The following is a 25071-nucleotide window of genomic DNA, read 5'->3' as shown; positions in this document are numbered from 1 at the left end:
ATTAAATTTATCTAAGCAAGAAGATTTATAAATTAAAATCAAGAATAACGCACATCTACAATTGTTAAAAAAATAACGAAGGAGGTTAATCATGATAAATATAAATATTTGTATAGGAAGCGCATGTCATCTTAAAGGAGCTTATAATGTTATAAAAGGACTACAGCAGATTATCGAAAACAGGAAGTTAGAAGATAAAATAGCAGTAAAGGCCGCATTCTGTTTAGGGGAGTGCACAAAAGCTGTTTCTGTAAAGATTGATGACGATAAAGTAATATCAGTAGGGGAGGAATCAGTAGAAGAGTTTTTTGAACAGCATGTAGTTAGGAGGCTATAAAATGAAATTTATTAATTTTTCTAGAGAAAACTGTAACAACTGCTATAGATGCTTAAGAACTTGTCCTTCAAAAGCCATAACAATTTTAGAGGATCATGCTGAAATAGTTGATGATTTGTGCATTTCATGTGGAAAATGTCAGGTTGTATGCCAAAAGGATGCCTTGCATATTAAAAGTAGCATAAATCAAGTAAAGGAAGCAATACAAAGTAACAGGAGAGTAATAGCAAGCTTGGCACCATCATTTGCTGGAGCATTCAATATGAATGATGAACACCAAATAGTAACAGCTTTAAAATTACTTGGTTTTGAAATGGTGGAAGAAACAGCTATCGGTGCAGAAATAGTGATAGATTATTATAAAAAATACTACGACGAAGGTAAGTACGCAAATCTAATCACTACTAGCTGTCCTTCCGTTAACAACTTTATTGAGAAATATTATCCTCCCCTGACTAAATATATGATACCAGTAGTATCACCAATGGTTGCCCATGGTAAGCTGTTAAAGCACAGCTATGGAATGGACAGCGTAGTAGTTTTCATAGGTCCATGTCTTGCAAAAAAAATGGAGGCAGAAGAATTTCAGCATAGTGGTATAATAGATTTTGTTTTAACATTTGAAGATTTAACAGATTGGCTGAAAGAGGAGAACATAATACTAAAAGACCTTCGGCCTCAACCCTTTAATCATGTTTCATATAAGAGAGGAAGCTCGTTTCCTACAAAAGGTAGCTTATTTGAAGAAAATGGCTTTATCAAAAACAATTATGAGCTTATGAAAATAAATGGCGTAGAAGGATGTAGGGAATTCTTAGATTGTCTAATTAACAATAATATTACAGGTATATTTGCTGAGTTAAATATATGCAACAGTAGCTGTATAGATGGACCAGGAATGCCCAAGGATAATACTAATTATTTTGTTAGAAAGGATAAAATAAAGAAATATGTAGATAAAAAGAAAACTTATACCCAAGAGGAAATAGAATACAATTACTCAAATATTGATTTTTCTAAGAGATTCTTTAATAGAAAGGCATATAGGAAAACTGCTACAGAAGAGGAATTAAGGGGAATACTAGCCAAAATGGGGAAACACAAACCTGAAGATGAGTTAAATTGCAATGCATGCGGATATCTTTCTTGTAGAGAAAAAGCAGAGTCAGTATTTGAAGGAATGTCTGATGTGAATATGTGCTTACCATTTATGAGGGCAGAAGCGGAAAGTTTGAGAAATGTTATTTTTGAAAATAGTCCTAATATTATATTTCTTCTGGATGAAGAGCTCTGTGTAAAAGAATTTAATCCAAAATCAGAAAAAGCTTTCAGAGTAAGTGCTGAAGCTATAAAAGGGAAACCAATATCAAGCATAATAGATGATAATATTTTTAAAAACGTTGTATTTAAAAAGGATAATTTAATAGGACACAAGGTAATATATTCTGAATATGATTTAGTTTTAATAGTTAGCACAACATACTTAGAGAAGGAAAAAATTTTAATGGTAATAATGACAGATGTTACCTTAGCAGAAAAAAACAAGGAACAGCTAGTTAGAGTAAAAGAAAAAACATTAAATGCTGCACAAGAGGTAATAGAAAAGCAAATGAGAGTAGCTCAGGAGATAGCAAGCTTATTAGGTGAGACTACAGCAGAAACTAAGGTTATATTAACTAAACTGAAAGATATAGCTTTAGATGGAGCAGGTGATATATAATGAGTGATTACTTCATAGATGTTTCGTATGACAGTTTAAATAAATATGGAGAAGAACTTTGTGGAGATAAGGTAGAAGTCATAAATACTGACAATGGTATCATCGTAGTACTTGCTGACGGACTAGGAAGTGGAGTAAAGGCAAATATACTAGCTACTATGACAACTAAAATAGCAGGGACTCTGTTAAAGGAAGGAGTTAGCATATCAGAAACAGTAGACACGATAGCAAACACCTTACCAGTATGCAATGTAAGAAAACTTGCATATTCGACTTTTGGAATAATTAAAATACAAAATGATAGAACCGCACATATGATTGAATATGACAATCCACCTATATTTTTTATTAGAGATAATAAGGAAAAGATAATTGAAAAAAAAGAAACTATAATAAACGACAAGAAAATAATGGAAAGCTATGTGAAGCTAGAAGAGGGAGATGTATTAACTCTAGTTAGCGATGGAGTAATACACGCAGGCGTAGGAGGAATATTGAACTTAGGATGGCAAAGAGACAATGTATCGGATTATCTTAAGAAGCAAATTAAAATTAACAAGAGTGCTAAGGCTATATCAAAAAATCTTATAGATACTTGTAAATGCTTGTATGCTAGCAAACCAGGGGATGATACAACAGTAGTTACTATAAAAATAAGACCTTCTGAAATAATAGATTTATTTACGGGACCACCAGAAAATCAAGAAAATGACTGTAAATTAGTACATGAATTCATGAAGGGTGAGGGTAAAAAAATAGTTTGTGGAGGAACAGCAGCAAAAATAGTAGGCAGAGAGCTGAATCGTGAAATTCAAGTAGATTTAGATACAATGACAGTAGATGTTCCTCCTATGGCAAGGATAAATGGAATAGATTTAGTAACTGAAGGAGTCCTAACCCTTAGCAAGGTAGTAGAAAAAATAAAAAAATATGTAGGTAATTCTAACAGCAAGGATACCATTTATAATTTGAATGGAGTAGATGGAGCGTCACGTATAGCTAAAATGCTTATAGATGATTGTACACATTTAAATCTTTGGGTGGGGAAGGCTATTAACCCAGCTCACCAAAACCCTAGCTTACCAGTAGACTTGAGTATAAAGCTTAATGTAGTAAATGAATTATCAGTATTAATGGAAAGTATGGGTAAAAAGGTAAAAATCAATCACATCTAAAACTGCAACAGAGGAGGAGACTTGAGTGAGAAAATTTGAAAATCAGGTTCAGCTTATTAAATATGAAGTTCTTAGAGAAGTATCAAAGCTAGCAATGGAAGGAAAATTAAATGAAGGTATAGACAGCATTTCAGAAATGATAGACCCAGGGCCAGAACCAAGAACCAGATGCTGTATACATAAAGAAAGAGCTATTACTGCTGATAGAGTAAGGATAGCTTTAGGTGGAGATAAAACTAATGATAATGTAATAGAAGTAATCTCATCTGCTTGTGACGGGTGTCCAATCAATCGCTTTGTGGTGACAGAAGCCTGCAGAGGCTGTTTAGCCCATAGGTGCCAGGATGCATGTCCTGTTGATGCAATATATATTACAGGACAAAGAGCGTATATAAATCAAAACAAATGCATAGAATGTGGAAAATGTAAAGAAGCCTGCCCATACAATGCTATTTCAGATGTAATGCGTCCCTGCAAAAGAGTATGTCCTGCTTCTGCGCTATCAATTAGCGAGGATAAAAAAGCTGTTATAGATAATGAGAAATGTATACAGTGTGGAGCATGCGTATATCAGTGTCCATTTGGAGCAATAGCTGATAAATCCAGTATAGTAGATATAATAGAGCTACTTAAAGAAGCCAAAAAAGATAATAATACTATAGTATATGCAGTTATAGCTCCTTCAATATCAAGTCAGTTTACATATGCTAAAATTGGACAGGTAGTAAATGGGATAAAAAAACTAGGATTTCATAGCATAATAGAAGCTGCTCTAGGCGCAGATATAGTGGCAAAACATGAAGCACATGAATTTGCACAAAACATAGAAGTTCAAAAAATCATGACAAGCTCATGCTGTCCTGCCTTTGTCTCCTATATCAAAAAAAACTACCCTATGCTTGAAGATAAAATATCTAATTCTGTGTCACCAATGATAGCAACTGCAAGGCTAATTAAAAACACCCATAAAAATGCAAAAGTAGTTTTTATAGGGCCATGCACAGCGAAGAAGATGGAAATAAAGCAAAAAGATTTAATAGGAAGCGTAGATTTTGTCATGACATTTGAAGAATTAGCTGCAATGCTAGATGCAGCTGAAATAAAGATTGAGTATTGTAGTGAAGAAGTACTTGATAATGCCTCCTTTTACGGAAGAATTTTTGCTAGAACAGGTGGACTTTCAGAAGCAGTTAGACATGTAATAGAAGAGGATAATGTTAATGTAGTCTACAAGCCTGTAAGCTGTGATGGGATAAAGGAATGTGATAGGTCATTGAAAATGGCCAGAGCAAACAAGCTAGATGCAAATTTTATCGAGGGTATGGCTTGTGTAGGAGGATGTATTGGTGGTGCTGCTTCGCTTCATCACGGTCCGAAGGATAGAAATGAAGTTGATAAATACGGAAAGCTTGCAATAGAAAAAGGAGTTAATGACAGTTTGAGAATTTTCCATATGAATAATCTACAACTCGAAAGAAATATATAAATATATATTACAAAACTAAAAGGGCATGAACAAAAGGAAAATATGTTCATTTGCCCTTTATAGAAAAACTAATGATAACAAATTAAATTAGGAGGCAAATATATGACTGCAACTATAATGAATATTGTTAATAAAATAAATGGAGTCTTGTGGGGACCAATAATGATGTTTATATTATTAGGAACAGGCTTGATGTTCACCATAAGACTAAGATTTTTACAGGTGACAAAGCTAGGAACAGCAATAAAAGAGATATTTGGCAAAGGAGAAAACAAATCAGATGCAGAGGGCCTGTCTTCATTTCAGTCCCTTACAACAGCAATAGCTGCTCAAGTAGGTACAGGAAATCTTGCTGGAGTTGCCACAGCTATAGCTTCAGGAGGGCCTGGGGCTATATTTTGGATGTGGGTAAGCGGCTTCTTAGGTATGGGAACTATATTTGCAGAAGCAGTATTAGCACAGCTGTTTAATGAAAGTAAGGATGGTGTCCTTACCGGAGGACCAGCATACTACATAAGTAAAGGATTAAAAAATAAATTTTTAGCAGGATTTTTTGCAGTTACTATAATTATTGCTCTTGGAATAATGGGAAATATTGTGCAATCAAATTCAATAGCTACAGCAATAATAAATGCAGCTCCTAGAGTACCTGCTATAGTTATAGGAATAGGGATAGCAATATTAGCAGGATTGATTTTCATAGGAGGAATAGGGCGTATAGGTTCATTTACAGAGAAGGTAGTACCTATAATGGCAGCTCTATATATACTAGGAGGATTAGTAATAGTATTCATTAATATAAACATGCTTTTACCAGCACTAAAGATGATAATCTATGGTGCTTTTAACCCAAGAGCTGCTACTGGCGGTCTAATAGGAGTAACAGTAAAGGAAAGTCTTAGATATGGAATAGCCAGAGGCTTATTTTCAAATGAAGCAGGCATGGGCTCAACTCCTCATGCTCATGCAGTAGCAAAAGTAGAGCATCCAGTACAGCAAGGATTAGTATCTATAATTGGAGTAATAGTAGATACTGGAATAGTGTGTACTATTACAGCTTTAGTTGTATTAACTACAGGGGTGCTAGGCTCAGGCTTAACAGGTGCTGCACTGACACAGGAAGGCTTTCGTGTAGGCTTAAGTGGTATTACTAGTAACTTTGGTATTCAATTTATAGCAGTCTGTTTGTTTTTCTTTGCTTTTTCTACTATAATAGGCTGGTATTTTTTTGGAGAACAAAATATAAAATATCTATTCGGTAACAAAGGGATTAAATATTATAGAATTTTAGTTTTAGCAGGAATAATTATAGGAGCCACACTAGAAGTAGAGCTTGTTTGGAACTTAGCAGATATGTTTAACGCCCTTATGGTAATCCCGAACCTTATAGGCTTAATAGGATTATCATCCCTTGTTGTAAAATCCTTAAATGAGTATATAGAGAAATATGAAAAAAGACTTAGGTAAAGAAATAGCTTATTCCATATACTTTTAAATATATAATTGTCTTAGTTCCCCTTTTTTAAATGCTTGAATTGTGCTATGATATGACTGATAGGTCATAAATCATTTATATAAAAAGGGGGAGTTAAATTGCCAAAGAACACATTTTTTAATTTACCCAAAAACAAAATGGAAAAAATAATAGAAGTAGCTCTAGAAGAGTTTGTAAATTATTCATATGAAAATGCAAGCATCAATAGAATAGTAGAGAGAGCAGAAATAGCTAAAGGAAGCTTTTATCAATACTTTGAAGATAAAAAGGATTTATATGGATATATAATTGAAGAGGCCTATAGTAAAAAGCTCCTATTTATGTTAGATGCTATTGAAAATATGAAGTATAATGATTTTTTTAGTTCCTTAAAAGAGCTTTATACGGCAGAGATAAATTTCGCATTAGAATCCTCAAAATTTTCCACAGTAATACATAATTATACAAAGTGCAGCCCAGCTGAATTTAATGGAGAAATACTAAAGAGTAATCAAAAATACAGAGAAGTATTTGAAAAATTAATTTTAAAGGGTATAGAAAACAAAGATATAGATGCTGAAGCTGATGAAAAAAAACGTGTATTTTTACTTATTCACTTAAGTATGTCTATATTAGAATACTATATAAATGAAGTAAACTGTGATTTTAGTAAAACTATGGAATATTTAGATGGTATAATAAACTTATTTAAGGATGGTATCAAGCTTAAAAAAAGATATACTAAAGATGTAGAAGATAGATTTTACTAAATTAGGGGTGGAAATATGTTTGTAGGCAAAAAAGTGAAGTTGAGAGGTTTGAAAATGGAGGATGTAGAGCGAGCATATGAATATATGTCAGATCCAGAAGTATTACTTAATCTAAGTCCTGGAATACCATATCCAATGACTTTAGAAAGAGAAAGGCAATGGTTTGAGAGCCAGATTGAAATGAAGGATACCTATAACTTTTCCATAGAAGATATAGAGACAGGTCTTTATATAGGTGGCTGTGGGATAAACAAAATTGATTGGAAAAACAGTATTGCCACAGTGGGTATTTATATTGGTGATAGGGACTTTAGAGATAAGGGCTATGGAACAGAAGCCATGAGACTTTTAATCCATTTTATATTTAATCAGATGAATATTAATAGAATTCAGCTTTTTGTTTTTTCATTTAATGAAAGAGCTATTAGCTCATATAAGAAAAATGGTTTTATTGAAGAAGGTAGAATGAAGCAAGCAGTATATAGAAATGGGGAGTACCATGATGAAATAGTAATGGCTATTCTAAGAGAAAATTACATTAAATCAATATGATAAAAGTAAACTTTCCTATTAGCTAAAGGAAATGCAGGATATAGATTGTACAATCTATTCCCTGCATTTCTCCTATCATACTTTTTATTAATATAAACTAATCCCATCTACTAGAATTAGGATATCTTGCACCTCGACCTGATTTTTTGACTTTGATTTTCCTTCTAACGAATAAAATTATCAATAATACAACTATGATAACCCCTATTAAAAAATATATTTGGCCAAAGACTATATGTAAGTAATGACTAACTAATTCATTATCACCATCTTCTACTCTTGTATCTCTTAAATCATAAACACCAGTAGTCTCAGATATTGTCTTAACAAATAAAAAGCCATTATAAGCTTCTAAAGGCACTACATTAGAAAAAGGATTGGAGAGCTCAGGAACATATTTAGATGGAACATATTTTCCAGGATACATAATACCAATATTATGTATTGATTGCTCCTTGGATAAAAGCTTAAGTATATTTTCATTCTTTGAAGCAGTATTAAAATCTAAAAAAGAAATAGGTAAGCCTGTTTTTTCTAAATTATATGCCAATGTATTCTTTGATGATGAATTTATGTTGAATTTTGCAAGATAATGAGATATAGGAGTACCCCATAAATTAACAGGGAAAGCCCTAAATCTTCCTTCATAAAAATCAAGACCTATAGCATAATATTTATCTTCATATATATTATTAAGGTGTTCTCCTAAAGATTTATAATTGTTGACCTTCTTAGATATATGGCTATTGTGTGATAGTATTACAATCTGCTGATTATGGAACTGCTCTTCAAAATCGAGTATCCATTTTATATTTTCAGCCATATGATAGCTTCGGCGGCTTAGAGCTTCATTTGCTCCAGAATTTAAGTTTGTGCCCCTATAGTCAATCCATTGCAAAATAGAATTTAAATCCTGATTAGCAATAATATACTCTGTTTCCGAAGAAGCATTAATATATTGTTGTTTGTTGGCTTTAAACTCTTTAGATAGTTCCTCCATCATGCCTGAAAACAAGCCTATTGGTCTATGCTGAGGATGCTTAAAATTAAATCCATGAATAGAGACTAAATCTGATAATCTTCTGCTATATTTTGATCCTGCTCCAGCATCTACAATGTACAAGTATTCAAATAAATCATCAATACTGTTTTCAGGTAGTTCCATGTCTATGCCATAAAACTTTATCTTGGCATCATCTAAGGCATTATGGTTATATGTTTTCATCCATTCAATCATATCCCACATTTCCCTTGTAGTCCAGGATGCCAAATAAGCATAGGGTTCAATTATTGAAATATCTCCTTCTACCTTTGAGGTAGACCATATAAAATGTCTCAATGCCCAAAGAACATCATCCTTACTCCCATTACCGTTTAAAATATAATCATTTACCACCTTAACATCTGCAAATTCTGCGTCTATAGCAAATAATCTAAAATCCATTTCCTCAACCAAGAATTGAGCTAAACGATGCTTAATCTCAACAAATTCCTTTGACCCTAAGGTAGATTCACCTATACCAATTACTTTTTTATCCTTCAGTACCTCCTTCAGAGGTTTAAGATCCTCCATATAATCTTCAGATTTTGTAGTCTCTATAGAAATAAGACTTTCTTTTAAATCTCCATTTAAATCACTAGCTCCATAAGCTTTAATTAACCCAAAGTTAGAGAATATGATGGCTATAGACAAAGCAAAAGTTAATAACATAGTTAGTTTTCTATTGTTGTTCAAATTATTACCCCCTATCTTTTATCACATTACTTCCCCCTGCACCAAATCATGCACATATAAACGAATACCTAGCTTGTCTTTAGAATATAATTATATAGCATACTTAATTATATTCAACCAAAATATAAAAGATAGAATAAAAGAATTGACTTTTAGAGTGTAGACTAATAGAATATCTAATTAAAATACCTTGTTAACTTGTTACAGATTATTAACAATTGCCAAAAATGAGGGTAATAATACATGCATACGATAAGAAAGCAGAATTGATTGACTATTCAATAAAAATAATATAATATTATATATAATTATTAGGCTTAGTTGTTGAAAGGATAAGAACATAGTCAATATCAGTGTTTAATCCTATGTTTCTGTTTTTTTGCTAAAAATAAGTTGAAATTTTCAAAAATATATATTAGAATGTAAACAAAGCATTTCCGTGGACAAGTAGTTATAAACACTATTTGAGAAACATAATTTTAAATTATATAGAATAGTATATGATAAAATATATTATTCAATAAAAGGACTTGCTTTTTGTTAGCCTTATGTATTATCATATTCAACAATACATATAATTGGCTTTTAGAAGAGGTATGATATATCATATCACTTTTAAAATAATAATAATTTATATAAGGGGGAAAAAAAAGAATGATGAAAAAAAGTATTATCTTTTTACTAGTGCTAACATTAGCATTTTCAGCATTTTTAGTTGGCTGTACACCAAAAGAGCAACCAGTTGATCAACCAAAAAATGATCAACCAGCTGATACTGGTGAAAAAACAGAAGATCCAGTAGTAGTAGAAGAACCAAGTGGTACTTTAGTTGTAGGTATTACTGAAGCATCAGGTAACTTTAACCCACTATATTATTCATCAGCTTATGATGGATACGTAGTAGATATGGTATTTGAAGGACTTATTGCTAGAAACTTCGATGGGGAATACGAAGGTGTACTAGCTGAGTCATGGGAATACTCAAACAATGATACAACTATTACTTTCAAAATGCGTCAAGACAAAAAGTTCTCAGACGGAACTCCTGTAACTGCGCATGACATAGTATTTGCTTACCAAGTGTTAGCTGACCCATCCTACACAGGAAGATACGGAGCAGCTGTTAAAGACATGAAGGGCTATACAGACTATGTTGAAGGAAAAACAGAGGTATTCGAAGGCGCTAAAGCACTAGATGATTACACTGTTGAGTTTAACTTTGAATTACCATTAAGAACTAACTTTGCTAACTGTGGTTATCCAGCAATGCCAAGACATCACTATGGTAAAGACTTTGCTTATAACAACACAGCTGGTGTTGAAGCAATTACTGGTGATGTAATGGGTTCAGGACCATACAAAGTTGAATTATTCCAAGAAAAAGAATTCGTATCTTTAACTCGTAATGAAAATTATGTAGGAGAAGGATACTTAATCAAAGATATTATCCTTAAATTCGTTGACCAAACTACTGATATAGTTGAATTAACTACTGGCGAAGTAGATTTATTAGCTGGTATGATTGAGCCAGACAAAATTAACCAAGCTAAAAACGCTGGTAAGCAATTTAACTCATATCCTAGAAGTGGATACGGATATGTTAAGCTAAACTGTGAGTGGGGACCAACAGCAGATCCTAAAGTTCGTCAAGCTCTATACTATGCATTCAATAGAGAAGAGTTTGTAAACAGCTACTTTAAAGATGAAGAAACAGGCATCGTTATAGCTGGAACTCAAGCTCATCCATTTTCACAAATTTCATGGGCATTAGATGACAAGATTAAAGCTGAATTAAACAACTATGACTTTGATCTTGAAAAAGCTAAAACACTTCTAGAAGAAGCTGGCTGGAAATTAAATTCACAAGGCTTCCGTGAAAAAGATGGTAAAGTTATGGAAATGAACATAGCTGCAATGCCAGACCATGATATATTAGCTACATTAATCCCTATGTGGGAAAGAGACTGGGGTAAAGGATTAGGAGTTAAGCTTAATATTGCATACCTAGAGTTCAACACTATACTTGACTATGTAATCTATAACTCAGATGCTAACTATGACAAATGGAGCTTATTCTTCTTAGCTACTTCAATAAATTCTCCAGATCCACATACTCTATATTCATCATTCCATTCAGACTATGTAGGAAGTGGAAAAGACAATACATCTAGATATAAGAATCCTAAGGTAGACGAACTACTTGACAAAGGTAAGACTATAATGGATATAGAAGAAGCTAAACCAGTTTACCAAGAAGTAGTTAAGATATTAAACGAAGAAGCTGTTATGATGCCAGTATATGTTAACACATACTTTGACCTATACGATGCAAAATTAACTAATTTCACAACAAGCTCACTATATAACTGGGTAGCTGCATTAAAGGATGCAAAAGTAGCAGAATAGACTATTAATCATTAAAATAATTAATATAGAGGCAGCCTCCATAGCTGCCTCTACTATTTCATTCTATATTTACAACTAAAGGAAGGAGTGAAGGCATGTTAAAATATATTGGACGTAGATTATTGCACCTAATACCTGTACTAATAATTATTTCAATAGTAATATTCACGATTCTAGAGCAGATGCCAGGAGATCCTGTTAATGCATATTTAGGAGAAGGCTCTGCAGTAACTGTTGAACAACAGCAGATGATGAGAGCAAAATTAGGATTAGACCAGCCTGCACCTGTTAGATATTTAAAGTGGTTAGGTAGAACACTTACAGGAGATTTTGGGACATCGCTTAAATATAGGAAGCCTGTAAATGAGGTTATAGGCACGTTTATATGGAATTCCTTCCTGTTAAATGTAGTGGCTATGACGTTGGCTTTTGCTATTGCTATTCCTGTAGGCATAAGGTCAGCAGTTAAAAAATATGGTTTGTTTGACAATTTCTGGACAGTATTTTCATTAACAGGGGTTTCTATGCCGTCCTTTTTCTTTGCACTTATACTTATATTTTTTATAGCAGTCCCTATTAAATGGATACCTTTAAATGGTATGAGAACTGTTCTGCTTGCTGCAAAGGGATACCCAAGTAAATGGGCAGAGATATTAGACGTTTTAAAGCACATGATATTGCCTGTTACCGTATTGACTATTTCAAGCTTAGCAAGCCTTACAAGATATGTAAGAAACTCTGTAGTTGAGGTAATTAACCAAGATTATATTAGAACAGCTAGATCAAAAGGACTTACTGAAAAGGTTGTTATTTATAAGCATGCATTTAGAAATGCACTTTTACCTATTGTTACACTATTAGGTATGTACCTACCTGGTTTGTTTGGTGGTTCAATACTACTAGAAACAGTATTTATTTGGCCAGGAATTGGTAACATATTATTCAAATCAATTGGTGATAGAGACTTCTCTATGCTTATGGCTGCCAATGTTTTCTATGCAATATTGACTGTAACAGGCAATTTGCTGGCAGATGTATCATATGCATTGGTAGATCCTAGAGTCAAGGTAGAATAGGAGGTATGGTGATATGTCTGTAAAAGTAGATGATTTAGATAAAAACATAAAAATCAAATCAAAGGCTGTAGGACCTTGGCAACTAGCTTGGGAAAGATTTAGAAAAAATAAAGTTGCAGTAGCTGGAGCAATACTATTCATTATAATTGCATTATCAGTAATAATTGTTCCAATGCTTTCGCCATATCAAATGTCAGAGTTTGAACTTGACAACAAAAACCAACCACCTTCTAAACAACACTGGCTAGGTACAGATGAACAAGGCAGAGATGTTTTCTTAAGAATATTTTTAGGTGGTAGAATTTCTATAATGGTTGGTCTTATGGCAGCAGGAGTAACAGTAATTTTAGGCTCATTAGTTGGAGGTATAGCAGGATACTATGGTGGGAGAATAGATAACTTCCTCATGAGGTTTGCTGAAATAGTTAATGCTATTCCATTTACACCTACTGTAATATCAATATCTGCAGCATTAATGTTTAAGGTCTCCTCTGAGAAGAAAATGTTTGCTGTTATGTTTCTTATAGGTATATTAAGCTGGCCTGGCTTAGCCCGTATAGTTAGAGGTCAAATATTATCCTTAAGAGAGCAAGAGTTTATGCAAGCTACAGAAGCTCTAGGGCTTTCAGCTACTTCTAAGATAGTACGTCATTTACTACCTAATACATTAGCGTTTATTATAATCAGTGCTACCCTAGGTATGGCTGGAGCTATATTAACTGAAGCAGGACTTTCATTTTTAGGCCTAGGTGTTGCACCACCAGTTCCTACTTGGGGAAATATGGTTGAAAGAGCAAGAAACACAAAAGTATTTACTACCATGCCTTGGTTATGGATTCCACCAGGAGCAATGATAATGCTTACCGTTGTTAGTATAAATTTATTGGGTGAAGGGCTAAGAGATGCCTTTGATCCTAAGGAAAGTAGGTAGAGAATATGAAAAACATATTAGAAGTTAAAGATCTTGCCACATATTTCTTTACTGACAAAGGTACAGTAAAGGCAGTAGATGGTGTATCTTATACTATGAGGGAAGGCCAAACCTTAGGCATAGTTGGAGAATCTGGATGTGGCAAAAGTATTAATGCCATGAGTATTTTAAACTTAATAGAAAGACCAGGTAAAATCGTTAGTGGTTCCATTAAATTTAATGGAGAAGAGTTAGTTGGTGTAGACCCAGCTAAGATGAGACATTATAGGGGTAATGAAATATCTATGATATTCCAAGAGCCTATGACATCATTAAACCCAGTATTTAGAATAAGAGATCAAATTTCCGAATCTTTAATGCTACATCAAAACATGAAAAAAGAAGAAGCTTATGAAAAATCAGTTGAACTTCTAAAACTAGTAGGAATTCCAAGGGCTGAAAAGGTAGCAACTGATTATCCACACCAATTATCAGGTGGTATGAGACAGAGAGTTATGATAGCTATGGCCCTTGCTTGTGATCCAAAGATATTAATTGCAGATGAGCCAACAACTGCATTAGACGTTACTATTCAGGCGCAGATTTTATCCTTGATGAATGATCTGCAAAGAGAAACAAATACTGCTATAATGCTGATTACTCATGATTTGGGTGTTGTAGCTCAAATGGCTCATCATGTTTTAGTAATGTATTCAGGAAAAGTTGTAGAGTCTGCTCCCGTTGTGGAGTTGTTTAAAAATCCTAAGCACCCTTATACACAAGGTTTGTTAGCATCTATTCCTGATTTAAAAGAAGAAAAATCGAGACTTAATAGTATAGATGGTGTTGTACCAAATCCATTTGAATTACCAGAAGGATGCTATTTTGCTCCTAGATGTAAGCATGCAATGGATATATGTCTTAAAAAGCAGCCTAGCACTTACGATATAAATAGTGAGCATACTGCTAGCTGCTTCTTATACTCGAAAGAGGGGGGAGATATGTAATGGATAAATTATTAGAAGTAAGAGATGTAAAGAAATATTTCCCTGTACAAGGTGGTTTTTTCAAAAAAACCATAGGACATGTTAAAGCAGTTGATGGAGTATCCTTATATATTCGCAGAGGTGAAACATTAGGGCTTGTTGGTGAGTCTGGTTGTGGAAAATCCACTCTGGGAAGAACAATAGCTAGATTATATGAGCCAACTGAAGGTGAAATCATATATGACGGTATAGATATTGCAGGATTAAAAGGACAGGAATTAAAAAATTTAAGAAGAAAAATGCAAATTATTTTTCAGGATCCTTATAGCTCCTTAAATCCAAGGATGAATGTTAGCACTATAGTTGGTGAGGCTATGCTAGCTCATGGAATGGTTAAAAAAGGAGCAGAATTTAATGCTAGAGTTTTACAAGTAGTTGAAAATTGTGGGCTATCAGACTACCACATTTACAGATATCCTCATCAATTCTCAGGTGGTCAAAGACAGAGAATTGGTATTGCAAGGGCATTAGCACTTAACCCTGAGTTTATCGTTTGTGATGAGCCAGTATCAGCCTTGGACGTTTCTATACAATCACAGATATTAAATCTAATGATGGATTTGCAAGAAAAAATGGGACTTTCATATTTATTTATATCACATGATTTATCCGTTGTTAAACATATTAGTGATAGAATAGGTGTTATGTATTTAGGTTCTATTATTGAGTTAGCTGATAAGCATACTCTGTATTCAGATCCACTACATCCATATACACGTGCATTGCTTTCTGCTATTCCGGTAGCAGACCCAACAAACATTAGAAAGATGGAGCCAATTATTGGAGAAATTCCAAGTAACGTAAATGTTCCGACTGGTTGTAAGTTCCATACAAGATGTGTATATGCAAAAGATATATGTAAAGAGCAAGTTCCTGAATATAAGGAGATTAAACCTGAACATTTTGTTGCATGTCATTTCGCTGGTGAGATATAATATATATATCTTATCAAAGGAAAGTGAGTTAATATGTTTAAGAAAAAAAAAGAATTATTTAAAAAAGTTGAACTAGATGAAAGCAAAAAAGATGTAAGGCTGGAAAAAGGAGATTTTTTAGCTATAGCAATAGCTCTTAGCTTTTATATGGTCCCAGCTCTTATAGGTGTATTTGCACTAATTGCTTTAATAGTTTGGATTATATTTTAGAACATATATAATAAAACTTAAAAAATATAAATAGAATAGAAAGGAGGCATAACCTCCTTTTTTCTTGCTTATAAACTATTGTTTTTTGAAAACAATTTAAATTACCAATAATATCAAGAATGCAAGGTAGGGATAAAATAATAAAAGACTTCCAGATATAATTCTGAAAGTCTTGATTTAACATGGTCTTACAGTACTCGTATCATAAAATTGGTGCATCTTCAGGGACTCGAACCCTGGGCCCACTGATTAAGAGTCAGTTGCTCTACCAACTGAGCTAAAGATGCAAAATAATTATAGAAAATATTATACTACTATTATAAGATGTTGTCTATAGAATAGTAGTATTTTTTACAAAAAAACACATGCAAATTATTCCTTTATGAGTTCCATAGGTTATTCTATATTTCATTAACCTTTTTAACCCAAAAGTCATTATCAGAAATCCCACAAAAAGGGCATCTTTTGACATTTAACCTTTTGTCCTTAACAAATATTACTACATTACTACAATATGGACACCAAAGCTGTCCACGCTTCAAAGTAACATTTTTAGGGATACTTTTTGTCTTAACATTTTTAGCCCTTTCCATTAAGGGAAATAGGGTTAATTGCTCATCTTTTATCATGTGAAAAACCTCCAATTTTAAACAGAGCAAACATAGTTTAATCTCATTTCATAATATCACATATTTTATATTATTATAAAGTATTTTTAGAAAGAGATAAACTAATATCATATACGTATTTTGAATAGCATAAATAAAAGATACTGATTTTAGGAGGGAATATTTATAATAATATAGAATAAGAAATAATGAGGAAGTTTTTTGAGGGAGGAGTACAAAATGGAATTTAATAATTATTATGATCCAGGAAAATATTCTAATGACCATCATAAACCAAATTATTATAGTGGAAGTAGTGGAGACAGCGATGATGTTGTTTCAATGGGGACATGGGTTATGGTACTAATACTAACAGGAATCCCAATAATAAATATTATTGCAGTTCTTGTTATGGCCTTTGGTTCAGGTAATAAAAATATAAAAAATTATGGCAAAGCTGCACTTATTATAATAGGCATTAGTATATTATTAGGAATTCTCCTTGCTGCATGCTCAGCATTTTAGACAAAATTGAAGCCCTCTAAGAAGCTAGAGGGCTAGAAGAGTATTTTTTACTCATAGGAAGGACTACTATTTGTATAGAATTTTCCTAGAGTGAGTTTTGACAAAGGCTTTTTGACTATAGACTTTCACAAAAGCCTTATTAATAAAGTCTATTAGAGTTTGAGCTATTAGAGTTTTGAATTTTTTCTTTTACTTTTTGCTTTTCGTATTGATCTATTGAGGTAGAATTAGTAAGACTTGGCACTGTGCCAGAAGTCATCCCTGTAGTAAAGCTATTCATAGAATTATTCAGATTTGGCATAGTACTTGAAGTCAAACCTGTATATAATCCTGACATTGTGCTTGAATTAGAGCTTAACTTTTGATTTGTATTTTGTAGCTCCTTATAACTTACAGAACTAGAATTTTTCAAGCTTGGAACTCTACCCATAGAATTTTTCATAAGCTCAAACCTCCAATTATAGTTTTAGTAAGTTGTTCACTTACATATATTATTATCTGCAATAAAAGTGTTTATATATATTATAAATAATTGATAATTTTGATTTTTTTTCATGAAAGTAGTTAATATTTTAGCAATGTGTATTTAAACAGGTGAAAATGTGGTATATTATTAATATAGGATTAATTTTAATATCCATATTGAGTTGAAAGGGGGAATATATATGGATTTCCAGCTAACTAATACTATGTTATGGCTAATATTAGCTGTAGCCTTTGGTATTATTGAAGCAGTTACATTAGGAATTGCAACCATATGGTTTGCATTAGGCGCATTAGTAGCTTGGATTTTTGCAGCATTTGATGCACCGTTAATAGTCCAAATACTTGCATTCTTATTATCATCTGGAATACTGCTTTACTTTACAAGACCAATTGCACAAAAGTTTTTGAAAATAGGGCATACTAAAACTAATGCTGATACCCTAAAGGGAAAAACAGGAATTGTAATAGAAAATATAGACAATATACAAGGTACTGGTCAAGTAAATGTAGGAGGGCAGATATGGTCTGCAAAAACTGCCTATAATGAGAAGATAGATGAAGGGACACAAATAGAAATATTAGACATACAGGGTGTAAAACTAGTTGTTCAAAAAATAAATAAAGGGGAGGAGTTAGAATGCCAGGTTTTATAGCGTTAATTATTTTAGCTTTTATTGCGTTGTTGTTAATAATCACTAATATTAGAATAGTACCACAGGCTTATGCTTTTGTAGTTGAAAGACTTGGAGCATATCAGGATACATGGAAAGTAGGTCTTCATGTTAAAATACCTCTAATAGATAGAATTGCAAAAAAAGTTTCCTTAAAAGAGCAAGTTGCAGATTTTCCACCACAGCCTGTTATCACTAAGGACAATGTAACTATGCAGATAGACACAGTGGTGTTTTTCCAAATAACTGATCCAAAGCTATTCACATATGGAGTTGAATATCCAATGGCGGCTATAGAAAATCTTACTGCTACTACATTAAGAAATATAATAGGTGATTTAGAGCTAGATGAGACATTAACTAGCCGTGACACTATCAACACTAAAATGCGCTCTATACTAGATGTTGCAACTGATCCTTGGGGAATTAAAGTAAATAGAGTTGAATTAAAGAACATAATTCCACCAAGAGAGATTCAGGATGCAATGGAAAGACAAATGAAGGCAGAAAGAGAAAGAAGAGAAGCTATACTAAGGGCAGAAGGGGAAAAGAAATCTGCAATCCTAGTATCAGAAGGAAGAAAAGAATCTGCAATTCTCGAAGCTGAAGCTGAAAAGCAGGCTGCAATATTAAGGGCAGAGGCTAAGAAAGAAGCAGCTGTTAGAGAAGCAGAAGGTCAGGCTGAGGCTATTTTAAAGGTTCAACAAGCAACTGCTGAAGGATTAAAGATGATTAAGGGTGCTGGAGCAGATCAATCTGTAATTTCACTTAAGAGCTTAGAAACACTTGCAAAGGTGGCAGATGGTAAGGCTACAAAAATCATTATACCTTCTGAAATTCAAAACCTAGCTGGATTAGCTACTTCATTAAAGGAAATAATGAATACTGATAATGAAAAATAAGATTTAAGGACACCATTAGGTGTCCTTAGTTATTTACTATTCACTAATTAATATATTTAAATCCATCAGTTTCTTTTGAAGATCTATAAGATTATTTTTAAGTAGGTTATAATCTTTTTTGAGAGTTTCTTCATCTATCATCTTTTCTGTTTTAGTTACAAGACCCTCAAATTGATCATATACTTGCTGTAGCTCTGACTTAATATTATCTCTTAGCTTAATAGTTTCTACCAAATCAAAGGTGCTATCCTCTATCAAATCTGTATCTAATTCATATACTGTGTTCATATTAGGGATTATAGGATTTATGCTAAAATTATCTTTTATTGCTTCTGCTAAGCCTAATGAAGACTCATCTTCCCCATGAACTATAAAAATATGTTTAGGAATTTTATTAAAGCCTTTTATCCAATTAATCAGACCTCTTCTGTCAGTATGGCCAGAAAAACCTTCTATACTATGAACTTCAGCTTCTACTGCTATTTGATCTCCTAATATCTTTACATTTTTTTCTCCATCCTTCAATCTTCTGCCTAAGGTACCCTCCGCTTGATATCCTACAAATACTAAGCTATTAGATTTTTTCCAAAGGTTGTATTTAAGATGGTGGCGTATTCTTCCGGCATTACACATTCCACTAGCTGAGATAATAACCTTAGGAAATGTATAGCTATTTAATCTCATAGATTCTTCTTGTGAGCTTATATAGTGAAGATTAGCAAATTCAAATGGATTGTCACCTTTTAATATTAGCTTCTTTGCTTCCTCATTAAAGCAGTAGGAGTTATTTTGAAAGATTTTAGTAGCAGATACAGCCATAGGACTATCAATATATATTGGAATTCTCATAAAGGTTTCAATATCGTTATTATATTCGTAGTATTTATTAAGCTCGTAAATAAGTTCTTGAGTTCTACCAACAGCAAAAGAAGGAATTATAACGGTACCACCTCTTGTAACAGTAGTATTAATTATATTAGTTAGATCATTTACTCTATCTTCTATATTTTCATGCTCTCTATTTCCATAAGTAGATTCTACTATCAGATAATCTGCCTCTTCAATAAACTCAGGGTCTTTTATTATAGGTTTATTAGGTAAGCCTAAATCGCCAGAGAAAACTAATTTAACCCATTTGCCTTTTTCCATTATCCAAAGTTCTACAATTGAAGATCCTAGTATATGTCCAGCATCTTTAAATCTAACTGACACTTCATCGTTAATATGGATTTTCTGATTATATAATACAGGCTTAAAATATCTTAAGCTTGCAGTGGCATCTTTGGCAGTATATAAAGGCTCAACTAATGGTTTTCCAGCTCTATTTCTTTTTTTGTTTTCCCATTTAGCATCAGCTTCTTGTATATGCCCACTATCTACTAGCATTAGCTCACATAGGTCACTAGTTGCTTGAGTACATATTATTTGACCTTCAAAGCCTTCCTTGACTAGCTTTGGAATTCTACCACTATGATCTATATGGGCATGGCTTAAAATCAAAAAATCTATTTCAGCAGGGTTAAACTGAAATTCCTCATAATTTAGCTTTTCAAGACTATTACTTCCTTGAAATAGACCACAGTCTATAAGTATTTTATAGCTTGAAGTCGTCAATAAAAAACAAGAACCAGTTACTACCCTAGCAGCACCCAAAAACTGAATTTTCATAGTTATCCCCCTTGTACTATTAGAATTGTTTAAATATTTGAAGTATTATCCTTATTATATCACAACTATATTTTGTCATTGAATGATTTTATAATAAATTCAAATATATTTTCACGCTTTACAACGAACGTATGTTCTGATAAAATAAAATCAAAGGTTAACTGTGAGGTGAGAGTATGATAGATAATGTCATTAATTATTCACTAGAAAAGCACAAGCCTATAGACATTATATACATGAAGGGTATGGATATAACACAAAGAAGAATAAAGGTATTTAAAATTGACAATAATATAATAAAAGCTATTGACTTAGAAAAAGGTGCCATAAGGAATTTTAAAAAAGACTCCATATTATCAGCTATGCAGGTGAAATTTTTCAATTACTCAGATATTAGTACAAGGAATATTAAACGCAGAAACCTACAACTAGAAAGTCATAATTAAGGAACTTTTTTAACTAGTTTTCGTCTAATCCATAAATGATAGCTTAATCCCTTAGCAGGAAGGTGAATTCGTATGCTTACTAAAAGAGAAATAGAAATAATTAAAGCGGTTATTGCCTATATAGATGACAACAAATCCAGAAGGATTAGAATAATAGACAAAGATACTAATCATATTAAAAGAAATAAAAGCTTAGGCATGCCTTTAAAAATAAATGCATAGGGCTTCAAAATAGTTTTTCCAAATAGAGACTCATTAAAAAATGAGTCTTTTTCTATTTTTCCTAAAAACTACACAAAGGAAAAAGTTGAAAAATGTAGAATGAAATATATAGGCGTATTTAAATAATAGATAAGAGAGGAGATATCTATTGAAAAATATTATAAGAATAATAACTATGCTCCTTATTTTGATAACTATATTTAGTATGGCAGCGTCGGTTGCTATTAATGATGACAAGGATGTGCTTATAATCGCAGGCGACAAAAATTATCCACCATATGAGTTTATTGATGATGATGGAGAATACAGAGGATTCAATGTAGACTTAATGAGAGCTTTAGCAATTGAACTAGGAGTAGAGATAAAGCTAGTTCCCATGGACTGGATGGGAGCTCATGCAGCACTAATTAATGGGGAAATTGATGCTATACAGGGAATGAGCTTTAACGAAAATAGGGCCGAAATATATGATTTTTCAAACGAATATCTTGTAAATTCACAAGTCTGCTTTGTAAAAAAGGATAATTCAATTATATTTGGTTTAGAAGATTTAAAGGGTAGAAGAGTGGCAGTACAGAGAAGTGATTTTGCTGCTTATACCTTAGCAGAAATTGGAGAAATAGAAGTAGTATTTTTCTCAGATCTAGATGAAGCATTTTCAAAGCTAATCAATAATGATGTAGATGCAGTAGTAGGAAATAGATTAACAGGATTATATAATATACAGAAAAAAAGAATAGAAGATAAAATTAAAATAGTAGGATACGAATTAAATCAAACTCCTTATGGAATAGCCTTTAAAAAAGGGAATCAACAGCTTGTTAAAGAGGCTAATATTGGACTAGAAAACCTAAAGAAAAACGGAACCTATCAAAAGATTTATGAAAAATGGTTCGGAAAAGAAATAAAGCCTGAGTGGAAAAGCTTAAAATATACTCTTTATTTTCTTTCTTTTATTATACTTTTGACCATACTAATTATCCTATTTATTACTAGGCTAAATCTTGTATTGAAGAGAGAAGTAGAGAAAAGAACTCACGAGCTAGAAATGATAAATAAAGAATTAGAAGCTAAACAGCTAATGATAAATGAAAGCAATAGATTTAAAGAACAGGTACTAGATAGCTTAGGCAACGGACTTATAACATTTGACAAAGATGGAACTATTACAACTATAAATAAAAATTCTGAATCCTTAATAGGGATTAAGAAAACAGGGGCATTAGGCAGGAAATACAATGAAATAGGCTTAGACGAATATTTTGATATGGAAAAGTTAAAAGATTGCATTACTTTTGGAACAGTATATTCATTAGAAGAAAAGACCTTTTACCACAACCATAGAAATATTACCTTTTCTTACACTCTTTCTCCTTTAAAGGGAGATGAGGATGTTCATATAGGTGCAGTATTGACTTATAGAGATATTACAGAAGTAATAATGCTAAGAAACAAACTGGCAGAAAAAGATAAAATGCAATCATTAGGAAGACTTGTTGCGGGTATTGCACATGAAATCAGGAATCCTTTGACCTCAATAAAAACATATATTGAACTAATGCCTATTAAATATGATAATAAGGATTTTAGAGAAAAGATGACACAGCAGGTACCTGCTGAAATTACAAGATTAAATTCTCTTTTATCAGACTTAATTGATTATTCAAAGCCTAAAAAAATGAAAAAGGAAGCTTTCTATTTAAAGGATATTATAGTTCAAACCGTTGAGCTGTTTACTGCTGAGCTAGATAAAAAAGGTATAATTCTAAAATATAATATTGAAGACAATGTAAATATTTATGCAGACAAGCAGCAGATAAGGCAAATAATAATCAATTTGCTTATCAATAGTATTGAATCAATAGAAGAAAGTGGAGAAATATCCTTTAGTATAAAACAGGATGAAGATAAAATCATTATGGAAATTGTTGATAACGGTAAAGGTATTTCAGAGGAAGATATGGATAATCTGTTTGAGCCATTCTTTACTACAAAGGCAGATGGCACGGGGTTGGGCTTATCCATTTGCTATCAATATGTTAAGGAAAACAATGGTCAAATTAATATTAGAAGTAAAGAAAATATAGGTACCACAATAGAGCTTGTATTTAAAAACAATTTTGAGGAAGATGCAGAGGAGGGGGGATACAATGAACAAGATTTTGATAATTGATGATGAAATATCTATTTGTGATTCATTGACCTTTGCTTTAGAAGATGAATACGAAGTCTTTAGTACCCAAGAAGTAGAAAAGGCATATGAAATAGTTTCTTCAAACATTGTAGACGTTATTCTATTAGACTTAAAGCTAGGAAATGTGGATGGTATTGAAGTATTAAAAACCATTAAGAGCATTAATGATGATATCCAGGTAATTATAATGACTGCCTTTGGGAGCATTAAATCTTCGGTAAATGCTATTAAGGAAGGAGCCTTTCACTATATTACAAAGCCACTAGATATGGAGGAATTATTGATTTATATCCAAAAGGCCCTAGAATATAAAAAGTTAAGTGGCTCCCTAACTAATTTGAAGGAAGTTGTAAATAGAGAATATGGAATAGAAGGAATAATAGGGCAATCTGAAGCATTGCAGCAAGTATTGAAACGAGTAATTAAAATAAAGGATATAGATTCAACTGTTTTGATAACAGGGGAAAGTGGAACAGGAAAGGATTTAATTGCTAAGGCCCTACACTTTCAAGGTATAAGAAGGGATGAAAATTTTCAAGTAGTTAACTGTGCAGCTATACCAAGCAATTTACTGGAAAGTGAGTTGTTTGGATACGAAAAAGGAGCCTTTACTGGAGCAGAAAAAAAGAAGCTAGGGAAAATTCAGCTAGCACATAAGGGTACATTGTTTTTAGATGAAATAGGAGAGATGGATCTGCAGCTACAAGCTAAAATATTGAGAGTAGTAGAAGATATGCAGGTTGTACCCTTAGGCGGAGAAAAGGGAGTTCATGTAGATGTTAGAATAATTGCAGCCACTAATAAGGACTTAGAGGAAGAAGTAAATGCTGGCAGGTTTAGAGAGGATTTGTATTATAGACTAAATGTAATAACTATAAAGCTCCCACCTCTAAGAGAACGTAAAGGAGATATACCTATATTTTTAGATTATTTTTTAAAAAAATATAATAAAAAATTAAATAAAAGTATTAAAGGATTTGAAAAAGCTGTAGTAAAAGCACTTGAATCTTATAATTACCCGGGAAATGTAAGGGAGCTTGAGAATCTTATAGAAAGACTGGTAGCTTTATCTGATGAGGAACTAATAACATTAGATGATTTGCCATTAAAGTATAGACAAAGCAAGATAATAATAGAAAGTGACGAGTTCATGGTCATAAATATGGGAACAACTCTAAAGGAAGCAGAAAAAAAGCTGATTTTGAATACACTGAAATATTTTAATGGGAACCGTAGGCAAACAGCTGAATGCTTAAATATAAGTGAAAGAAATCTTCATTATAAAATTAAAGAATACGAAAAGGGTAATTAATACTACCTGCAAATTTTGCATACTTGCAATTTTTGCAGGTAGTATTATGTGATAATAAATCTAAGGAATTATTATATTAACCTAAAAATCGACAAGTTTATTTTTGGCATCGCTTTTGCATAGTTAATATAGTAAGCAAAGGAGGTGCAATAAGGATTTTTAGATTTTATTATTGCTTTAACTAAATTTTAATTATATAGAGGAG

24 protein-coding genes and 1 tRNA gene are annotated in these 25071 nt (G+C 32.5%); 20 read left to right on the top strand and 5 right to left on the bottom strand.

Translation table 11 applies throughout. The annotated features are described in order from the left end of the window. The first annotated feature begins 91 nt into the window (after window positions 1–91). From BLV37_RS04250 to BLV37_RS04220, 7 genes are all read left to right on the top strand, one after another. On the top strand, window positions 92–337 hold the full coding sequence (locus BLV37_RS04250; RefSeq protein ID WP_091727756.1) for a (2Fe-2S) ferredoxin domain-containing protein: 246 nt from the start codon (window positions 92–94) through the stop codon (window positions 335–337). Window position 338: 1 nt separating this feature from the next. Next, a complete protein-coding gene (locus tag BLV37_RS04245) occupies window positions 339–2057 on the top strand; it encodes a [Fe-Fe] hydrogenase large subunit C-terminal domain-containing protein (protein ID WP_091727754.1) in 1719 nt (572 codons plus the stop codon). Continuing rightward, entirely contained in the window at window positions 2057–3232 is a 1176-nt protein-coding gene (locus BLV37_RS04240) for a SpoIIE family protein phosphatase (protein ID WP_091727751.1), read from the top strand. The genes BLV37_RS04245 and BLV37_RS04240 overlap by 1 nt, the downstream gene beginning before the upstream one ends. A 25-nt stretch (window positions 3233–3257) precedes the next feature. Continuing rightward, window positions 3258–4718 (top strand): 4Fe-4S dicluster domain-containing protein, encoded by a 1461-nt coding sequence (locus tag BLV37_RS04235; RefSeq protein WP_091727748.1) that lies wholly within the window; start codon window positions 3258–3260, stop codon window positions 4716–4718. Between the two features lie 102 nt (window positions 4719–4820). Next, window positions 4821–6185, top strand: a complete 1365-nt coding sequence (locus BLV37_RS04230) for an alanine/glycine:cation symporter family protein (protein WP_091727746.1) — start codon at window positions 4821–4823, stop codon at window positions 6183–6185. Window positions 6186–6311: 126 nt separating this feature from the next. Then, on the top strand, window positions 6312–6962 hold the full coding sequence (locus BLV37_RS04225) for a TetR/AcrR family transcriptional regulator (protein ID WP_091727743.1): 651 nt from the start codon (window positions 6312–6314) through the stop codon (window positions 6960–6962). Between the two features lie 15 nt (window positions 6963–6977). Next, window positions 6978–7514, top strand: a complete 537-nt coding sequence (locus tag BLV37_RS04220; protein WP_091727741.1) for a GNAT family N-acetyltransferase — start codon at window positions 6978–6980, stop codon at window positions 7512–7514. A 97-nt stretch (window positions 7515–7611) separates the two neighbouring features. On the opposite strand, the gene BLV37_RS04215 is transcribed toward BLV37_RS04220, so the two are convergent. Then, entirely contained in the window at window positions 7612–9249 is a 1638-nt protein-coding gene (locus BLV37_RS04215; protein ID WP_091727738.1) for an erythromycin esterase family protein, read from the bottom strand. Between the two features lie 654 nt (window positions 9250–9903). Here BLV37_RS04215 and BLV37_RS04210 point away from each other — a divergent pair. From BLV37_RS04210 to BLV37_RS14985, 6 genes are all read left to right on the top strand, one after another. After that, the gene (locus tag BLV37_RS04210) at window positions 9904–11655 is read left to right on the top strand and encodes an ABC transporter substrate-binding protein (protein WP_091727736.1); all 1752 of its coding nucleotides are present in this window, start codon (window positions 9904–9906) and stop codon (window positions 11653–11655) included. 95 nt (window positions 11656–11750) lie between these two features. After that, the gene (locus BLV37_RS04205; RefSeq protein WP_091727733.1) at window positions 11751–12731 is read left to right on the top strand and encodes an ABC transporter permease; all 981 of its coding nucleotides are present in this window, start codon (window positions 11751–11753) and stop codon (window positions 12729–12731) included. Between the two features lie 13 nt (window positions 12732–12744). Further along, window positions 12745–13662, top strand: a complete 918-nt coding sequence (gene opp4C, locus BLV37_RS04200) for an oligopeptide ABC transporter permease (RefSeq protein WP_091727730.1) — start codon at window positions 12745–12747, stop codon at window positions 13660–13662. A 5-nt stretch (window positions 13663–13667) separates the two neighbouring features. Continuing rightward, the gene (locus BLV37_RS04195) at window positions 13668–14648 is read left to right on the top strand and encodes an ABC transporter ATP-binding protein (RefSeq protein WP_091727727.1); all 981 of its coding nucleotides are present in this window, start codon (window positions 13668–13670) and stop codon (window positions 14646–14648) included. After that, the gene (locus tag BLV37_RS04190; RefSeq protein WP_091727724.1) at window positions 14648–15622 is read left to right on the top strand and encodes an ABC transporter ATP-binding protein; all 975 of its coding nucleotides are present in this window, start codon (window positions 14648–14650) and stop codon (window positions 15620–15622) included. Before BLV37_RS04195 ends, BLV37_RS04190 begins: the two co-directional genes overlap by 1 nt. A 33-nt stretch (window positions 15623–15655) precedes the next feature. After that, a complete protein-coding gene (locus BLV37_RS14985; RefSeq protein WP_176967868.1) occupies window positions 15656–15832 on the top strand; it encodes a hypothetical protein in 177 nt (58 codons plus the stop codon). A gap of 211 nt (window positions 15833–16043) precedes the next feature. On the opposite strand, the gene BLV37_RS04185 is transcribed toward BLV37_RS14985, so the two are convergent. Both BLV37_RS04185 and BLV37_RS04180 read right to left on the bottom strand, forming a co-directional pair. Continuing rightward, window positions 16044–16119, bottom strand: a tRNA-Lys gene (locus tag BLV37_RS04185). A gap of 114 nt (window positions 16120–16233) precedes the next feature. Continuing rightward, window positions 16234–16461, bottom strand: coding sequence for a hypothetical protein (locus BLV37_RS04180; protein WP_091727721.1), 228 nt, complete (start codon window positions 16459–16461; stop codon window positions 16234–16236). Between the two features lie 219 nt (window positions 16462–16680). Here BLV37_RS04180 and BLV37_RS04175 point away from each other — a divergent pair, with 219 nt between their 5' ends. Further along, window positions 16681–16965 (top strand): hypothetical protein, encoded by a 285-nt coding sequence (locus tag BLV37_RS04175; protein WP_091727719.1) that lies wholly within the window; start codon window positions 16681–16683, stop codon window positions 16963–16965. A gap of 139 nt (window positions 16966–17104) precedes the next feature. Here BLV37_RS04175 and BLV37_RS04170 read toward each other — a convergent pair whose 3' ends face one another. Further along, a complete protein-coding gene (locus BLV37_RS04170; protein ID WP_091727717.1) occupies window positions 17105–17407 on the bottom strand; it encodes a hypothetical protein in 303 nt (100 codons plus the stop codon). 223 nt (window positions 17408–17630) lie between these two features. Here BLV37_RS04170 and BLV37_RS04165 point away from each other — a divergent pair, with 223 nt between their 5' ends. Both BLV37_RS04165 and BLV37_RS04160 read left to right on the top strand, forming a co-directional pair. Next, window positions 17631–18104 (top strand): NfeD family protein, encoded by a 474-nt coding sequence (locus BLV37_RS04165; RefSeq protein WP_091727714.1) that lies wholly within the window; start codon window positions 17631–17633, stop codon window positions 18102–18104. Continuing rightward, entirely contained in the window at window positions 18089–19024 is a 936-nt protein-coding gene (locus BLV37_RS04160; RefSeq protein ID WP_091727712.1) for an SPFH domain-containing protein, read from the top strand. Before BLV37_RS04165 ends, BLV37_RS04160 begins: the two co-directional genes overlap by 16 nt. 36 nt (window positions 19025–19060) lie before the next feature. Here BLV37_RS04160 and BLV37_RS04155 read toward each other — a convergent pair whose 3' ends face one another. After that, window positions 19061–20692: an MBL fold metallo-hydrolase RNA specificity domain-containing protein gene (locus tag BLV37_RS04155; RefSeq protein WP_091727710.1), complete on the bottom strand. Its 1632-nt coding sequence runs from the start codon at window positions 20690–20692 to the stop codon at window positions 19061–19063. A 176-nt stretch (window positions 20693–20868) separates the two neighbouring features. On the opposite strand from BLV37_RS04155, the gene BLV37_RS04150 reads away from it, so the two are divergent. From BLV37_RS04150 to BLV37_RS04140, 4 genes are all read left to right on the top strand, one after another. Next, window positions 20869–21138, top strand: coding sequence for a hypothetical protein (locus BLV37_RS04150; RefSeq protein ID WP_091727707.1), 270 nt, complete (start codon window positions 20869–20871; stop codon window positions 21136–21138). A gap of 72 nt (window positions 21139–21210) precedes the next feature. After that, the gene (locus BLV37_RS14980) at window positions 21211–21360 is read left to right on the top strand and encodes a hypothetical protein (RefSeq protein ID WP_176967867.1); all 150 of its coding nucleotides are present in this window, start codon (window positions 21211–21213) and stop codon (window positions 21358–21360) included. Between the two features lie 148 nt (window positions 21361–21508). Continuing rightward, entirely contained in the window at window positions 21509–23533 is a 2025-nt protein-coding gene (locus BLV37_RS04145) for a transporter substrate-binding domain-containing protein (RefSeq protein WP_091727704.1), read from the top strand. Then, complete coding sequence (locus tag BLV37_RS04140; RefSeq protein ID WP_091727701.1) at window positions 23511–24866, top strand: sigma-54-dependent transcriptional regulator; 1356 nt, start codon at window positions 23511–23513, stop codon at window positions 24864–24866. Before BLV37_RS04145 ends, BLV37_RS04140 begins: the two co-directional genes overlap by 23 nt. Window positions 24867–25071: the final 205 nt, after the last annotated feature.

Source organism: Proteiniborus ethanoligenes (assembly GCF_900107485.1).
Taxonomy (GTDB): Bacteria; Bacillota; Clostridia; order Tissierellales; family Proteiniboraceae; genus Proteiniborus; species Proteiniborus ethanoligenes.
Note: the sequence above shows the minus strand (reverse complement) of the source record. Positions and strands in the feature narration are given on the sequence as shown.

Coding starts and splice junctions, on each gene's coding strand:
- BLV37_RS04250 (WP_091727756.1), top strand. CDS start 92: ATGATAAATATAAATATTTGTATAGGAAGCGCATGTCATCTTAAAGGA.
- BLV37_RS04245 (WP_091727754.1), top strand. CDS start 339: ATGAAATTTATTAATTTTTCTAGAGAAAACTGTAACAACTGCTATAGA.
- BLV37_RS04240 (WP_091727751.1), top strand. CDS start 2,057: ATGAGTGATTACTTCATAGATGTTTCGTATGACAGTTTAAATAAATAT.
- BLV37_RS04230 (WP_091727746.1), top strand. CDS start 4,821: ATGACTGCAACTATAATGAATATTGTTAATAAAATAAATGGAGTCTTG.
- BLV37_RS04220 (WP_091727741.1), top strand. CDS start 6,978: ATGTTTGTAGGCAAAAAAGTGAAGTTGAGAGGTTTGAAAATGGAGGAT.
- BLV37_RS04210 (WP_091727736.1), top strand. CDS start 9,904: ATGATGAAAAAAAGTATTATCTTTTTACTAGTGCTAACATTAGCATTT.
- BLV37_RS04205 (WP_091727733.1), top strand. CDS start 11,751: ATGTTAAAATATATTGGACGTAGATTATTGCACCTAATACCTGTACTA.
- opp4C (WP_091727730.1), top strand. CDS start 12,745: ATGTCTGTAAAAGTAGATGATTTAGATAAAAACATAAAAATCAAATCA.
- BLV37_RS04195 (WP_091727727.1), top strand. CDS start 13,668: ATGAAAAACATATTAGAAGTTAAAGATCTTGCCACATATTTCTTTACT.
- BLV37_RS04190 (WP_091727724.1), top strand. CDS start 14,648: ATGGATAAATTATTAGAAGTAAGAGATGTAAAGAAATATTTCCCTGTA.
- BLV37_RS14985 (WP_176967868.1), top strand. CDS start 15,656: ATGTTTAAGAAAAAAAAAGAATTATTTAAAAAAGTTGAACTAGATGAA.
- BLV37_RS04180 (WP_091727721.1), bottom strand. CDS start 16,461: ATGATAAAAGATGAGCAATTAACCCTATTTCCCTTAATGGAAAGGGCT.
- BLV37_RS04175 (WP_091727719.1), top strand. CDS start 16,681: ATGGAATTTAATAATTATTATGATCCAGGAAAATATTCTAATGACCAT.
- BLV37_RS04170 (WP_091727717.1), bottom strand. CDS start 17,407: ATGAAAAATTCTATGGGTAGAGTTCCAAGCTTGAAAAATTCTAGTTCT.
- BLV37_RS04165 (WP_091727714.1), top strand. CDS start 17,631: ATGGATTTCCAGCTAACTAATACTATGTTATGGCTAATATTAGCTGTA.
- BLV37_RS04160 (WP_091727712.1), top strand. CDS start 18,089: ATGCCAGGTTTTATAGCGTTAATTATTTTAGCTTTTATTGCGTTGTTG.
- BLV37_RS04155 (WP_091727710.1), bottom strand. CDS start 20,692: ATGAAAATTCAGTTTTTGGGTGCTGCTAGGGTAGTAACTGGTTCTTGT.
- BLV37_RS04150 (WP_091727707.1), top strand. CDS start 20,869: ATGATAGATAATGTCATTAATTATTCACTAGAAAAGCACAAGCCTATA.
- BLV37_RS14980 (WP_176967867.1), top strand. CDS start 21,211: ATGCTTACTAAAAGAGAAATAGAAATAATTAAAGCGGTTATTGCCTAT.
- BLV37_RS04140 (WP_091727701.1), top strand. CDS start 23,511: ATGAACAAGATTTTGATAATTGATGATGAAATATCTATTTGTGATTCA.